General features: G+C 64.5%; 12 protein-coding genes. 10 read left to right on the plus strand and 2 right to left on the minus strand.

The features are described 5' to 3' along the window. The first annotated feature begins 97 nt into the window (after positions 1-97). The 4 genes from GGQ74_RS07630 to GGQ74_RS07645 all read left to right on the plus strand — a co-directional run bounded on the left by GGQ74_RS07630 (position 98) and on the right by GGQ74_RS07645 (position 5,657). On the plus strand, positions 98-856 hold the full coding sequence (locus GGQ74_RS07630) for a prepilin-type N-terminal cleavage/methylation domain-containing protein (protein WP_167940888.1): 759 nt from the start codon (positions 98-100) through the stop codon (positions 854-856). 50 nt (positions 857-906) lie between these two features. Further along, positions 907-2,439 carry a prepilin-type N-terminal cleavage/methylation domain-containing protein gene (locus tag GGQ74_RS07635; protein WP_167940889.1) on the plus strand — a complete coding sequence of 511 codons (1,533 nt, stop codon included), beginning with the start codon at positions 907-909 and terminating at the stop codon, positions 2,437-2,439. 46 nt (positions 2,440-2,485) lie between these two features. Continuing rightward, entirely contained in the window at positions 2,486-4,042 is a 1,557-nt protein-coding gene (locus GGQ74_RS07640; RefSeq protein WP_167940890.1) for a hypothetical protein, read from the plus strand. A gap of 61 nt (positions 4,043-4,103) precedes the next feature. After that, complete coding sequence (locus GGQ74_RS07645; protein ID WP_167940891.1) at positions 4,104-5,657, plus strand: hypothetical protein; 1,554 nt, start codon at positions 4,104-4,106, stop codon at positions 5,655-5,657. A gap of 86 nt (positions 5,658-5,743) precedes the next feature. On the opposite strand, the gene hflC is transcribed toward GGQ74_RS07645, so the two are convergent. Together hflC and hflK are read right to left on the minus strand one after the other, a co-directional pair. Beyond that, entirely contained in the window at positions 5,744-6,595 is an 852-nt protein-coding gene (gene hflC, locus GGQ74_RS07650; RefSeq protein WP_167940892.1) for a protease modulator HflC, read from the minus strand. Next, on the minus strand, positions 6,595-7,611 hold the full coding sequence (gene hflK / locus GGQ74_RS07655) for an FtsH protease activity modulator HflK (protein WP_342448591.1): 1,017 nt from the start codon (positions 7,609-7,611) through the stop codon (positions 6,595-6,597). The genes hflC and hflK overlap by 1 nt, the downstream gene beginning before the upstream one ends. A 269-nt stretch (positions 7,612-7,880) precedes the next feature. On the opposite strand from hflK, the gene GGQ74_RS07660 reads away from it, so the two are divergent. From GGQ74_RS07660 to GGQ74_RS07685, 6 genes are read left to right on the plus strand one after another with little or no spacing between them, the layout of a single operon-like run. Then, entirely contained in the window at positions 7,881-9,248 is a 1,368-nt protein-coding gene (locus GGQ74_RS07660) for a phosphomannomutase/phosphoglucomutase (protein WP_167940894.1), read from the plus strand. A gap of 53 nt (positions 9,249-9,301) precedes the next feature. Next, positions 9,302-9,754 carry a 4Fe-4S binding protein gene (locus GGQ74_RS07665; RefSeq protein ID WP_167940895.1) on the plus strand — a complete coding sequence of 151 codons (453 nt, stop codon included), beginning with the start codon at positions 9,302-9,304 and terminating at the stop codon, positions 9,752-9,754. After that, a complete protein-coding gene (locus GGQ74_RS07670; RefSeq protein WP_167940896.1) occupies positions 9,747-11,498 on the plus strand; it encodes an aldehyde ferredoxin oxidoreductase N-terminal domain-containing protein in 1,752 nt (583 codons plus the stop codon). The genes GGQ74_RS07665 and GGQ74_RS07670 overlap by 8 nt, the downstream gene beginning before the upstream one ends. A gap of 51 nt (positions 11,499-11,549) precedes the next feature. Further along, positions 11,550-12,785: an efflux RND transporter periplasmic adaptor subunit gene (locus GGQ74_RS07675; protein WP_167940897.1), complete on the plus strand. Its 1,236-nt coding sequence runs from the start codon at positions 11,550-11,552 to the stop codon at positions 12,783-12,785. After that, positions 12,786-13,460, plus strand: coding sequence for an ABC transporter ATP-binding protein (locus GGQ74_RS07680; protein ID WP_167940898.1), 675 nt, complete (start codon positions 12,786-12,788; stop codon positions 13,458-13,460). Next, positions 13,453-14,712, plus strand: a complete 1,260-nt coding sequence (locus GGQ74_RS07685) for an ABC transporter permease (protein ID WP_245168145.1) — start codon at positions 13,453-13,455, stop codon at positions 14,710-14,712. Before GGQ74_RS07680 ends, GGQ74_RS07685 begins: the two co-directional genes overlap by 8 nt. Positions 14,713-14,795: the final 83 nt, after the last annotated feature.

Below are 14,795 nucleotides of genomic sequence, written 5' to 3' on the forward strand. Positions count from 1 at the left end.
GAACGGCCATTTTTCATGCACCCGTATTGCCATCACGCATAAAACGTGTCATGGTGTTACCAAATCAAAAATCATCTATTCCGGGACATTAAAGAATATGCAGAACATCCGGAACGGAAATCGCCCGGGGGGCGTCACCGCCCCTGCGCGTACGCGCGGCTTCACGATCATCGAAATGGCCATCGTGGTGGTCATCGTGGGCATCCTCATCTCCGCGTCGAGCTTCGCATGGGTCACCGTGTGGGAAGGGCGCAGACTGGGCAAGACCAACGCCGTGCTCATCGAGGTCCGCAACTGTCTGGTGAAGCGGATGTACTACTCCAACGCCTACCCGTCCTATTCCGGCGACGCCACGGCGGGCCGCACCGACAACACGGACTGCGACCCCGCGAACGTCAACGCCACGGGCAAAGACGTGGACGCCTGCATGTGCGGATTCCTCGACGCATGGGGCAATCGGCTGTTCCTCATCGAAGGCGTGCGCGACCCCAGCGACACCCCCCTCGGCGAAAGCGCCCCGGCCTACATCACCGACAATCCCGCCAAGGGGCACAACGCCACGGCCCCGTCCTCCACGCGCTCCATCATCGTGGACAAGGACGGCAACACCGTGCGCTACATCGTCTTCGTGCTCGTCAGTCCCGGCAAGGACGGTCAGCTCGACGACGACAGCTACCGCAAGCTCTTCGAGGAAGGCGCAGGAACGCAGCACATCGCCGTCCTCGACCCAGACGACCCGCCGAACTTCGATTTCGGCGCGCTGCCGGACTACGCGGGAGCGGACCCGGACAGAGGCGACGACGATCTCTATCTCTACGTCACCGCCCCGGAATTGAGGAGCATCCTTTCCGACTAGCTGCCGGACACGGCAAACGGCGCAGCGTCGACGCGCCAAAGGAGTGCGACGTGCACACGAGACCCCGCCGCAAGACGGCCTTTACGCTGGTGGAACTCGCCATCGTCCTCGTGATCATGGGCCTCATCATCGGGCTCACACTGCCCATCGTCACAGACTTCATCAAGCACGAGAAAAGCGTGGCGGCCAAGGACTTCATGACCAAGATCAAGAATGAGATCATCGGCTACGCCCTCATCAACAAGGTGCTGCCGACCAGCCTCTCGGACCTCGGCGTGGAGAAGGACCCCTACGGCAACACCATCATCTACGTCGCCGACTCCGGCATGACGGGCACGGACCTGTGCTCCTCCTCGCTGGCCGACGGCATGCAGGTGGACAAGGTCAATCCCGGCGGCACGGACTCCTTCACGGACATCGCCTTCGTGCTCATCAGTCCGGGCCGCAACAACAACCTCGAAACCACCAACGCCACCAACACGGACTTCACCGTCACCGACCCGCGCACCTACGGCACGGACGGACAGGGCTTCAACTACGACGACGTGGTGGAGTTTGTGTCCTACAACTACCTGCGCAACAAGGTCTGCACCAACACGGCCACCGAGTCCTTCGTGCCGCGCGGTTCCGACGTGAGCTTCGGCAAGAACATCGCGGACTTCAGCGGGCAAGCCACCGGCATCTCTCCGCCCGGTAGTTCCTCCGGCGCGGTGAGCGTGGACCTTGAAGCGGGAACGGTAACCCTCGGCGACGGCACCGGCAGCGGCGACGCGGGCTGCGTGTGGTACCAGGGCAGCGAGGCCAGCGGCAACTGCACCAACGGCACCTGCGACTTCGACGACGGCTTCCGGGCCTTCTTCACCTTCAAGCACGTCACCCCGGACACCAGCGGCGACAGTAAGACCGCTGGCGACGGCTTCACCTTCGCCGTGGTACAGGCCACGGACAACACCCCGGCGGACTGCGGCATATCCGGCGCGCGGCTCGCCTATTCCGGCACCGGCGGAGCTGGCGATGGCAGCCTCGCCCCGCCCAAGCTCGGCGTGGAGATCGACGCCTTCCCCAACGACGGCGACGCGTGGGACACTCAGCTTCTGCCTACAGACGCCCGCAACCACCTCGCCGTGGTCTACTGGGGCGCAACCCGCGACAACGACAACCAGCACAACGCCACCGTGAGCACCCCAAACGCCTACACGAATGCCGGGCTGACCACGCAGGCGCGCAACCCGGCCAACGCGGCCCTCGAAAACGGCGTGTACATCCCGGCCTCGGTCACCGAATGGGAGGACGGCTTCGAATACTCGGTCCGCGTGGAGGCCAACCGCACCATCGAGGACGCGGTCCAGCACATCTACCGCTACGACATCAAGACATGGATACGCGACTGCGCCACCGCGGACTGCACCACATTCAGTGACCTCACCGCCGACTACACCGACACCACCGCCCCCTACGCCAACTCCACCATATACTACGACAACGACCTCGGCTCCTTCGACCGCATCCTCTTCGGCTGGACGGTCTCCAGCTTCAACAGTCAGGAGATCACCATCGCCGACTTCGGCTTCCGTTTCCGTTAGGCCTACTCCACAAAACAAACAGGGACGCCCGTCCAAGGAGAAGCGCATGCGCGCACCACGGCGGAATGCCTTCAGCCTCATCGAAATGGCCATCATCGTGGTCATCATCGGACTCATTGTCTCGACCACGCTGCCGCGCATCCTTTCGCAGATAGGCACGGACAAGGTGGCGGACAGCCGCAACCTCGTCCGGCAGGCCCGCGACGAGATCATCGGAGAAATGCTCGCCTCGTCCAACTTCGCCCTGCCCACGCCGGGCACGGGCAATGTCGTGCCAGCGGTCATCGCCACCCAGAAGGACGCGTGGGGCCAGCCCCTGTACTATTTCGTTGCTGACGTGAGCGGCGGGTCCAAGCTCACCAGTTCCGGCATCTGCGACAACAACGCCACGCTACTCACCGTCACCGAACCCTCTGGAGCATCGGTTGCGGACGTGGCCTTCGTGGTGGCCAGCTTTGGCCCCAACACCCAACGAGATTTCAACGCACTGCCCGGTAGCGGCACGGCCACCCTGCCCGTCCAGCCCCTCGGCGACACCAGCGCCGAGGACGCCACCCGGCAGTTCGACGACCTCATCGAATTCGTGAAGCTCACCTATCTGCATGGCAAGGTGAACTGTGACGACGCGGAGCACACCGGTCCCGGCGGATCGGACGTGTCTTTCAGCGACAACATGGATGACTTTCCCCTCGCCGGGGGGAGCGGCTATGTGCGACCAACGACCGGTTCCCGCTTTCCCTTTACCATCAATCTCACCGGCGATGGCTTCGTCGTGGACAATACGGGAACCAACGACTTCGCCTGCCTGTGGTATATGGGTGACGCTTCCGAGGCCAACTGCACCAATGGCGAATGCCTCTTCGGATCGGGCTTCCGTGCCTATTTCCTGTGGAACATGGGCACGTCGAGAGGCGGACACACCTTCGCCTTCTGCGGCGTCAATTCCACCACGGGGCTCAATAGCGACCCGACAAGGCTCTGCGGTGGCTCGGCCCGCGACGACCTCGGCTATGCCTCACAACGCGGCGGAACGGATGGCATAGACCCGCCCAAGGCCGCCATCGAGTTCGACGCCTATGCAACAAGCACCTTCAGTTCCTACCGCGACCCGCAAGTCTTCGGCATCGCCGACGATAGCGCGAACCATGTGGGCATCCTCTACTGGCGCAACAACAACACCCGCAATGACGACACCTACCACTGGGAGCACAACCAACCCGGCACCGGCAACCCGGCCGACAACTCCCCAACGGTGGGTGCAGATGGCGTATACGACGAACGCACCGCCCTGTGGTTGGAGAACACCGCCCCATCGCAACAAATTCCGTTCCGCATCGAAGTGGAATGGAACGCGACCTCGCAGGTCATGAACATCGACGCATGGTACAACTGCACCAACGCCGACTGCGGCGACCTCTCCGGCGATCTGGACACGTTCGGATCGTACAACCCCGCGACGGATGCCCCCCAACTCACCAACTCGACCACTCTCGACATAGGCCCGGGCGAATTGGTCCGTTTCCGCTTCGGGTGGACCTACAGCCTACAGAACGGGAGCTACAACGCCACGATCTCGGACTTCCGCATCCGCTTCAAGCCCTGACCGGGGAAACGGATGCGCATCGGGCATTGCAGCCCCATCGAAGACGAAAGAGGAGGAGCGCATGGATCATCCACCCTGGCGAAATGCCTTCAGCCTCATCGAAATGGCGATCATCGTGGTCATCATCGGGCTCATCGTCTCGACCACGCTGCCGCGCATCCTTTCGCAGATAGGCACGGACAAGGTTGCCGACAGCCGCGACCTCGTCCGGCAGGCCCGCGACGAGATCATCGGCGAAATGCTCGCCTCGCCCAGCTTCGCACTGCCCACGCCGGGCACGGGCAATGTCGTGCCAGCGGTCATCGCCACCCAGAAGGACGCGTGGGGCCAGCCCCTGTACTATTTCGTTGCTGACGTGAGCGGCGGCTCCAAGCTCACCAACTCCGGCATCTGCGCGAACAACGCCACACTGCTCACCGTCACCGAACCCTCCGGGGCATCGGTTGCGGACGTGGCCTTCGCGGTGGCCAGCTTCGGCCCCAACACCCAGCGCGACTTCAACGCCCTGCCCGGTAGTGGCACGGCCACCCTGCCCGTCCAGCCCCTCGGCGACACCAGCACCGAGGACGCTACCCGGCAGTTCGACGACCTCTTCGAATACGTGAAGCTCACCTATCTGCATGGCAAGGTGAACTGCGACGACGCGGAGCACACCGGCCCCGGCGGATCAGACGTCTCCTTCGAGCAGGACATGGGCGCGTTTCCATTGAGCGCACCGGGCGACGGCTACGTCACCCGCAGCGCCGGGAGAACCCCCTTCGACCTCAATGTAGACGGCGACGGATTCACCATCACCCGCACAGGCTCCGACGACATCGCATGCCTGTGGTACATGGGCAACGCCACCGAAGCCAACTGCACCGACGGCGAATGCCTGTTCGGCTCGGGCTTCCGCGCCTACTTCCTGTGGAACATGGGCGAGGCAGGCGGCGGACATACCTTCGCCTTCTGCGGAGTGAATTCCACGAACAACCTGAATGACGACCCCGCCCGCCTGTGCGGCGGTAGCGCGGGCGACGACCTCGGCTACGCCTCGCAGCGCGGCGGTACTGACGGCATCGACCAGCCCAAAGTCGGCGTGGAGTTCGACGCCAACTATCACAGTGGGACAAGTGATCCGGCATACTCGGGAGCTAATCAGGCCGGCAACCATGTCGCCATCCTCTACTGGCGCAACAACGCCAACCGCAACGATGACGCCACCCACACCGCCCGGACCGGAGCTGGCACGGGAAACCCGGACGACACCGTTGGCCCGCGCAATGGAACGGATGGCGTGTACGACGAGGGCGTCCCCTACTGGCTAGAACTGACCGCTCCCGCTTTTCAGGAAATCCCCTTCCGCATGGAGGTGGACTGGAACGCCACCACGCAGGACATCGACATCCGCGTCTGGCACAACTGCACCAACGCAGACTGCGCCGACCTCACGGACGATCTGGAAAACTTCGGTTCCTACGTCCCGGCCACAGACGCCCCACAGATCACCAATTCCACGAACCTCGGCATAGGCGCGAACCAGCTGTACCGCTTCCGCTTCGGCTGGACCTACAGCTCGCAATACTCCACCTACAACGCCTCCATCTCGGACTTCCGCATCCGCTTCAAGCCCTAGGTTGCACAAGAAATCCCAAGCGCGAAAAAGGCCCGTCTCCACAGGGGAGACGGGCCTTCGATTGTCCTAAACGCTGGCCGCTTGGGCTAGCGCATGAATTCGAGGAATTCGCTCTTGGGCGTCAGGAGCACGCGCGTGTTGTCCTTGAAGCTCTTCTCGTAGGCATCGAGGCTACGCTTGAAGGCGAAGAACTCCGGCGAGCGCTTGAGGGATTCGGCGAAGATGCGGGTGGCCTCGGCCTCGCCCTCGCCGCGTAGCACCTGCGCCTCGCGCTCGGCATCGGCGAGGATGACCGCACGTTCCCTGTCGGCGGCGGACTTGACCTTGGCCGACTCCTCAGTGCCCTCGGAGCGGTACTGCTTGGCCTGCCGCTCACGCTCGGCGCGCATGCGGCCGAAAATGGCGCGTTCGTTCTCGGGCGGCAGATCGGTGCGCTTGATGCGCACGTCCACCACCTCAATGCCGTACTCGCCGATCAGCTCGGACGACCTCGCGGTCACCTCGCGCATGATCTGGGCGCGCTTGTCGGCCACCACGTCCACCAGCGTGTAGCGGCCAAGGGCCACGCGCAGCTGGGAGTAGATGATGTCGTCAAGGCGCGACTGGGCGTTGATCACCGTGCGAAGCGTCCGGTAGAACTGGAGCGGATCCACGATGCGCCACTTGGTGTAGTTGTCGACCAGCATGGCCTTCTTGTCGCTGGTCAGGATTTCCTCGGGCCGCGCGTCGTATTCGAGCACGCGCGCGTCGAAGAAGATGACGTTCTGGATGAAGGGCACCTTGAGATGCAGGCCGGGGCCCTTCACGCCACCCACAGGCTTGCCGAGCTGGAGCACGATGCCCATCTCGGTCTGATCGACGGTATACATGCTCTGCGATCCGGCCAGAAACAGAACGGCCAGAAGCACCAGCAGAGGAATGGACTTGTTGGGAGCCATTAGTTGGTTCCTCCTTTGCCCGCAGCGGCGGAACGTCCGCCAAGGGGCGACAGGGGCAGGTAGGGCACGGCTCCGCGAAGCGCCTCGTCGGACATGATGATCTTCTCCATCTCGGGGTTGGAGAGAATCTTTTCCATCGTTTCGAGGTACATGCGCTTGCGGGTCACGTCCTTGGCCTTCTCGTATTCCTTGAGCACGGAGACGAAGCGCGCGGCCTCGCCCTCGGCCCTCTTGATCTGGGTCTGCTTGTAGGCCTCGGCCTGGTTGAGCAGCGCGGCCGCCTGACCGCGCGCCTTGGGCAGCAGGTCGTTTCTGTAGGCGTCGGCCTCGTTGATGAAGCGGCTCTTGTCCTCGCGGGCGGATGCCACGTCCTTGAAGGCGTCGATGACTTCCTTAGGCGGATGCACGTTCTGCAACTGCACGGCCACCACGCGCACGCCGGAGCCGTAGCGATCAAGCACTTCCTGCATCTGGTCCCGGGCCTCGTTCTGCACGGCCAGCTTGTCGGAGGTCAGCACCGCGTCGATGCGATTGCGGCCGATGACTTCGCGCATGGCGGCCTCGGCGACGCTCTTCACGGTCTCGTGCTGGTCCTTGACGTTGAACAGGAAGGCCCGCGCATCGCTGATGAGATACTGGACGATGAACTGCACGTCGACGATGTTCTCGTCACCCGTGAGCATGAGCGATTCCTGCGGCACATCCTGGAACTGGCTCGGCGAGGAGGCGGCACGACGGCCGACAGTGCGCAGGCCCACCTCAACGCGGCGGATCTGCGTGACCTTGGGCGTCTGCACGCTCTCGACGGGGAATGGCCACCTGTAGTGGGGGCCGGGTTCCGTCTGCCGGTCGAATGCGCCGAAGCGCTGGACCACGCCGACCTCGTCCGGTCCGACGATGTAGATGCCCGAGGCCAGCCACAGAAGGGCCGCGACCCCGAAAACAATCTTCCAGGCGGGGAACCTGAAGTTCCTGAAGCGGTCCCAGTCGACGTTGACTTCGCCGATGTTCGGCATACCGCTGCCCGGCTGTCTCTTCCGTTTTTCCTGGAGTTTTTCCCAATCCCAATTCATAATGGCACCAATTAAGTCTTATGATTACACAGGTCAAGCCGACTGTGACACCAGCACCCCCGCCCTCGTCCGCACGGAGCGGCAACGGCGGGGGTTTCCAATTGAGGGGTCCCGCGCTTGAAAAAACGCACACGCACGTTTAAGTGTAGTATGTTAAAGCCCGGTTCCGCAATCACTATGCGTGCGGAAATGCCAACAAATACGGAGGAGAGATGAAAGCGGTCAATCAGGAGATATTCAGGGCCTACGACATCCGCGGCGTCGTGGATGTCGATTTCGACGCACAATGGGTCGAAACACTCGGCAAGGCCTGCGGAACATATTTCAAGCGCCACGGATACACGCGGGCCGTCGTCGCTCACGATTGCAGGCACTCCTCGCCCCAATATCAGAAGAGCATCATCAGCGGTCTGACCTCCACGGGCGTGGACGTCCTCTTCCTCAACATGGTCGCCACCCCGCTGTTCTACTTCGGCTGCAAGACGCTCGGCTACAAGGCGGGCGTCATGATCACCGCCAGCCATAATCCGCCAGAATTCAACGGCTTCAAGGTTTGGGCCGGAGAGACCACCATCCACTCCGAGGAGATTCAGGAAATCTACCGCATCATGGCCGCCGGTCAGTTCGAGACCGGAAACGGCGTGGCCGCCGAGCACGACATCGTGCCCTCCTACCTCGACGAACTGGCCGCCCAGATCAAGCTGAAACGCCCGGTGCGCGTGGTGCTCGACGGCGGCAACGGCGCGGCGGGCGAGGTCTGCCGCGAACTGCTCCAGCGTGTGGGCGCCGAGGTCATCGACCAGTACTGCGAGCCGGACGGCGACTTCCCGAACCATCACCCGGACCCCATCGTTCCCAAGTACATGACCGACCTCATCGCACGGGTGAAGAAGGAAGGCGCGGAACTCGGCATCGGCCTCGACGGCGACGGCGACCGCATCGGCGTCATCGACGAGAAGGGCGACATGATCTACGGCGACAAGCTGCTGACCATCTTCGCCCGTTCCGTGCTGGAACGCATCCCCGGCGCGACGGTCATCGGCGAGGTCAAATGCACACACCTCATGTACGCGGACATCGCTGCCCACGGCGGCGTTCCGATCATGGGCCAGACCGGGCACTCCCTCATCAAGGCCCGCATGCAGCAGACCGGGGCGCAGCTCGCCGGCGAGATGAGCGGCCACATGTTCTTCGCCGATCGCTACTACGGCTTTGACGACGGCTGCTACGCCGCGCTTCGCATCGTGGAGATCGTGAGCGGCAAGCCCGGCGTGGCGCTCAGCACCTACCTCGCGGACTGGCCCGTCACCTACAACACCCCGGAAATCCGCACCGACTGCCCAGACGCCATCAAGTTCGACGTGGTGCGCCGCGCGCAGGACCACTTCCGCAAGCTCTACGACATCATCGACGTGGACGGCGTGCGTATCACCTTCCCCGACGGCTGGGGCCTTCTGCGCGCCTCCAACACCCAGCCGGTGCTGGTGCTGCGCTTCGAGGCCGAATCCCCCGAGCGTCTGGAGGAAATCCGCAAGGTCATCGAGGTACCGCTGGCCCAGTGGATACGCGAGATGTCCTAACCTGAAACAGACCGTCGTGCCGGGCACGCCCGGCACGACGCCGAGGCCGAATCATGAAGATACTTCGAGCAAGCCACATGGAGCGGTGTATCGGCTGCCATTCGTGCTCGCTCGCCTGCTCGCGCCTTGTGCATGACTGCCTGTCCTGGTCACGGGCTGGCATCCGCATCGGTTCCGCAGGCGGCCTGACCACCGGCTTCGAAGCGCGCTACTGTCTGGCCTGCGATCCCGCGCCCTGCGCGGTGGCCTGCCCCACCGGGGCCTTTGCCCAGCGCAAGGGCGGCGGCGTGCGCGTGCGTCGTGAACTGTGCATCCGCTGCGGCGAATGCGCCAAGGCCTGCCCCGTGGACGCCATCCACATGAGCCTTGAGGACGGGCTTCCCTACGTCTGCATACACTGCGGCCGCTGCGTCCCCTTCTGCCCACACGAGTGCCTCGAACTCGTCGAGGTCGGGACGACCGGACCGCAGCCCGCACAGGCGGGCGAGGAGGGACACGATGAGTGATCGCCCATTCCACATCCTGCATGTCGATCTTGAGACAGGACAGGGCAAGCGCTCCGACTTCGCGCCCGTCAGTCAGGTCCTCGGCGGCTCCGGCCTCGCCGCCGCGCTCTTCGAGCATTACGGCGACCCGAAGCTCCCGGCCCATCATCCGTCCCAGCCGCTTATCTTCGCCATCGGCCCGCTCACGGGCATCTTCCCGCTCATGAGCAAGGTCGTGTGCGCCTTCAAGTCGCCCTACAACGAAGAGTACGCGGAATCCCACGCCGGGGGCAGGCTCGCGCTGTCCATGCGCTTCGCTGGGTATGACGCCATCGTCGTCACCGGACAGGCGAAGGAACTGTCCTTCCTGTCCATCGGCGGGCGCAAGCTGCACGTGGAAGGCGTGGAATACCTGCGCGGGCGCGACGTGTTCAGCGCGGGCAAGTACCTGCGCAAGCGCACCCCCACCCACGGCCACGGCAGCATCATCCGCATCGGCCCGGCGGGCGAGAATCAAGTGGCCTACGCCTGCATCAACGTCGATTCCTTCCGCCACTTCGGCAGGCTCGGCTCCGGCGCGGTGATGGGGGCCAAGAACCTGAAGGGCATCGCCGTCATCGGCGACCGCGAACTCCCCCTGCCGGACGGCAAGGAGTACAAGAAGCAGTTCAAGGAAATCTACGCGCAGGTCACCAGCACCGGCATGATGAGCAAGTACCATAACCTCGGCACCGCCGAGAACCTGCTCGCCCTCAACGAACTGCGCGCTCTGCCGTGGGACAACCTGCGCCACACCACCCGCCCCGAGATCGACGGCATCTCCGGAGAACGCTTCGCGGAACAGTTGCTGCTGCGTCAGACGGCCTGCGCGGGCTGCCCCGTGGGCTGCATCCACATCGGCCTGTTGCGCGAGAAATTCGCCGACGAAAACGAATACCTCTACCGCCAGGTCTCCTACGACTACGAGCCGATTTTCGCCTGCGGCTCCATGCTCGGGCTGACAGCGGCCTCCGACGTGCTGACCATCCTCGACGAATGCGAGCGGCAGGGGCTGGACGTCATGAGCGCGGGCGTCGCGCTGGCGTGGGCGGCCGAGGCGTTGGACAAGGGCATCATCACCGAGAAGGAAACCCTCGTTCCACTGGTGAACGGCGAAAAGGCGGGCTTCGCGGACGCCGTCGCGCTGCTTGGCGGACGCGTCAACGAATTCTACCGCCTGCTCGGTGAGGGCACGCTGAAGGCGGCCGCACACTACGGCGGCGAGGACTTCGCCTGCGTGCTCGGACAGGAAATGGCGGGCTACGCCACGGGCGAAGTCTATTTCGTGTCACAGGCCCTCGGCTTCAGGCACTCGCACCTCGACAGCGGCGCATACTCCTACGATCAGAAGAAAAAACCCGGTGAGAAGGACGCGGACGACGCCGTGGCCTACATGATCGAGGACGAACGCATGCGCGTGATGCTCACGAGCATGGTTTCGTGTCTGTTCGCCCGCAAGGTCTACGACGCGGACAGACTGCGCGAGGCGCTCCGGTCCGTTGGGCTTTCCGACGCGGCGGACAGACTGGACGAGCTGGCCCGCGAGATGCAAATCCTGCGCTGGCGAATGAAAATCGCCTGCGGATTCGACCCGCGCGCGGTGAAGATTCCCCGCCGCTTCCTCGAAGTGGAAACATGGAAGGGTACCATGGACGAAGCCTTCCTCAACGAGCTCAAGGAGAAGTACGCCGCGGCCATACTGGACCTCGCGGGCGGCGAAGAGTAGCCTCGACGCACGTCTCCCGTTCACAAGACTCCGACTCGACAGGAACATCACGTGCGAAGAAGACTCATCCTCATCGTTCTGGCACTGGCTCTGGCAGCGGGCATCGTCTTCGTCTGGCTCTCTGGGCGCGACTCCGGCGCTCCGGAAGTTCTCTCCACGGCGACCATCCAGCGCGGCGAGGTGCGAAAGCAGCTCGACGCGACGGGCATCGTCAAGGCGCAGGTGGGCGCCATCGTCAAGATCGGCGCGCAGGCCACCGGCCGCATCACGCAGATGCGGGTCAAGGTCGGCGACGAGGTGCGCGAGAACGACCTCATCGCCGTCATCGACGACCGCGAACTGCGCGCCCAGCAGGCCGAGGCGGAGGCACGCCTCGGTCGCGCCCGCACGGAGCTTTCCCGCGTGCGCACGGTCTACCCCCTGCAGATCGCGGAAGCCGAGGCCGAACTGGAGGCCGCCCGTGCCGAGGACGCCTACGCCCGCGACTTCCTCGCCCGCCAGCAGCGCCTCTTCGAGCAGGACCTCGTCCCGCGCGACACCCTCGACGACGCGACCCAGAAGGCCGAGGTCAAGGCCAGCCAGCTTCGCGCCCGCGAGGCCGCGCTGGCCCGCATCCGGGGCGAATTCGGCAAGGAACGCACAAAGGCCGAGCGCGGCGTGGCCGAGGCCGAGGCCAGCCTCGACTCCATCCGCACCCGCCTGTCCTACACCACGATCCACAGCCCCATCGCGGGGGTGGTCAGTCAGGTGACGGCGCAGGAGGGCGAGACCGTGGTCTCCGGCCTGCAAGTCACCAACCTCATCACCGTGCTCGACCCCACGCGCCTCGAAATGTGGATCTACGTCGACGAGACGGACATCGGGCAGGTCCGCCACGGCATGCCCGTGGAATTCCAGGTGGACGCCTTCCCGGACAAGGTCTTCCACGGTGCCATCGACCAGATCTACCCCCAGCCCGAAGTGCGCGACAACATCGTCTACTATCAGGCGCTGGTGACCATCGACGGAGAAACCGCCCTCCAGTTGCGCCCGGAGATGACCACCCAGTGCCGCATCGTGGTCGAGACGCGAAAGGACGTGCCCGCCCTGCCCAACGCCGCCCTCAAGTGGGTGAATGGCGAACAGGTCGTGTTCGTGATGAAAAACGGCAAGGCCGTCCGCGTAACGCCGACCCTCGGCCTCTCCGGCGCGAACTCCACGGAAGTGCTCGACGGTCTCGCCGAGGGCGACACCGTGGCCACCCGACTCGTGCTACCCGGCGACGCAAAGAAGGGGAAGAAGCGCTAGATGTCCGCCACGCCGATCATCCGCCTCGAAGACATCCGCCGCAGCTACGCCCATGGGGACATGACCACCGAAGTGCTCAAGGGCATAAGCCTCGACATCATGCCCGGGGACTTCGTGGCCCTGCAGGGACCGTCCGGATCGGGCAAGTCCACCCTGCTCCACATCCTCGGCCTGCTCGACCGTCCGTCCTCCGGCAACTACGTTCTCGAAGGCGAAAACGTGGCGGACATGGACGACGACCACCGCAGCATGCTGCGCAACCGGCACTTCGGCTTCGTGTTCCAGAGCTTCTATCTCATCTCCTACGCCTCGGCGCTCGAAAACGTCCTGCTGCCGGGGCTGTACGGCCACGAGTCGCGCCGCAGCCTCTCGACGCGCGCGCAGGAGCTGCTCGAACTGGTGGGCCTTGCCGACCGGGCGGATTTCCGCCCCTCGCAGCTCTCCGGCGGTCAGCAGCAGCGCGTGGCGCTGGCCCGCGCCCTGCTCAACAGCCCCCGCGTGGTCTTCGCCGACGAACCCACGGGACAGCTCGACTCCACGACCAGCGCGGAAATCATGACCCTTCTCTCGCGCATCAACGCGGACGGCACCACCGTGGTCATGGTCACCCACGACGAGGACACCGCACGCCATGCACGCACGCGCATCAACCTTGCGGACGGGCGCATTGCCTAGCGTCGCGGTTGTCTGGCGGCACGTGGTGCGGGCCGCGGGCTTCGCCACGGAAGCCGTGTGGGCCTACAAGCTACGCAGCGCCTTCGTGGTGACGGCCATCGGGCTCGGCATCGCGGCGCTAACGGTCATCGTCACCGCCATCGACGGCGCGGAACGCCGCACCATGGAAATCATGGACATGTTCGGGCCAGACGCGGCCTTCATCCTCGGCGGAGACATCCAGAGCAACGCGCTGGGCAAACGCACCAACACCCTCTCGTGGTCCGACGTACACGCCCTGCGCCAGTCCCTGCCCGGAGCGTATCTGGTGGTGCCCATGCGCGGGCAGGGCAACGTGACGGCCCGCGCCGGAAACCGCAACATGGTCATCCCCGTGGTGGTCGGCGCGACAGAAGGCTATTCCGACGTCTGGAACTGGCCGCTTTCCGAAGGGCGCGACTTCACGGAAGAGGACGTCGCGCGCGGCGCGAAGATCGCCCTCGTCGGCGACGCCGTGGCCGAGGAACTTTTCGGCGACCGCTCGCCGGTGGGACAGGTGATCTACCTAAAGGACATCCCCGTCCTCGTGGTGGGCAAGCTGGCCTACCGCGGCTTCACCGGCGGCGGTGGCAACATCGACGAACGCGTGGTGCTACCGCTAACCACCCTCACCCAGCGCTTCAACCTCGACAGGCAATACTTCCGCGCCCTGCGCGTGAAATTCCACGAACCGGAATACATGCCCACCCACGTGGAGAACCTGCGCTCCCTGCTGCGCCATCTGCACCGGCTCGGGCCGGACGACGCGGACGACTTCTCCATCCTCACCGCCGACGAGATCATCGGCTTCATCAGCATGCTCAAGGGCGGGCTGGTGGCCTTCCTCGGCGTGACCGCCGCCGTGGCGATGGTCGTCGGCGGGTTCGTGCTCGCCAACCTCTTCTACATCGGCGTCACGGAGCGGACCACGGAGATCGGCCTGCGCAAGGCCCTCGGCGCCACCGGTTGGATGCTCACCATGCAGTTCCTCATGGAGGCGATCATCCTGACCACCGCCGGGGCGCTTCTGGGCATGGGGCTCGGCATGGGCCTCGGGCAGGCCCTCACCCGCCTCGGCATTCTGGACATCCAATTCTCGGGCAAGGTGTTCTGCATCGCGCTTGGCTCCTCGGCCCTCATCGGCGTGATCTTCGGCATCCGCCCGGCACGCATGGCCGCGCGCATGGACCCCGTCTCCGCCCTGCGGCGAGACGCCGGGCCAGCCGCGTCTTGACCCGCACAGGCGCAACGCATACCTTTCCCCGGACCGATGCGGCGGACCCATCCGCCCCGCAGAACGACACCCGCCAAGGAGTT

It is taken from the genome of Desulfobaculum xiamenense (genome assembly GCF_011927665.1).
In the GTDB taxonomy this organism is placed as follows: Bacteria; Desulfobacterota; Desulfovibrionia; order Desulfovibrionales; family Desulfovibrionaceae; genus Desulfobaculum; species Desulfobaculum xiamenense.